Genomic DNA, 427 nt, shown 5'->3' with positions numbered 1-427 from the left:
CGGACAGGGCCGTGATCCAGAAGCTCGTCGGCCAGTCGGTGTAATACGCGAGGGCGATGCCGACCCACGCTTCGAACAGCGCGAACAGCGCGGCGAGCAGCACGCCGGTCGACAGCCGCGTCGACAGGTTCTGCGCGGCCGCCGCCGGCCCGACCAGCAGCGTGAACACCAGCAGCACGCCGACGATCTGCGTGCACGCCGCCACGGCCAGCGCGGCGATCGCCAGAAACAGCACCGACACGAGACGCAACGACACGCCCTTGGCCTCGGCCAGTTCCGGCTGCAACGAAGCGAACAGCAGCGGCCGCATGATCGCTGCGAGCGCCAGCAAACTGACGACGCCCAACGCCGCCAGCACGCCGAGCGTCGACGTATTCACGCCGAGCACGTTGCCGAACAGCAGTGCGGTGACCTGGGTCGCGTAGGC

At 69.1% G+C, this 427-nt stretch carries 1 protein-coding gene; it reads right to left on the bottom strand.

What is annotated here, in order from left to right; translation table 11 throughout:
• Positions 1-427: metal ABC transporter permease (locus tag SB751_RS28275; protein WP_410748820.1), on the bottom strand; the 427-nt coding region annotated here is incomplete at both ends.

Origin of the sequence: Cupriavidus sp. SIMBA_020, from assembly GCF_046535395.1 — a bacterium.
GTDB classification, from domain to species: domain Bacteria; phylum Pseudomonadota; class Gammaproteobacteria; order Burkholderiales; family Burkholderiaceae; genus Cupriavidus; species Cupriavidus campinensis.
Note: the sequence above shows the minus strand (reverse complement) of the source record. Positions and strands in the feature narration are given on the sequence as shown.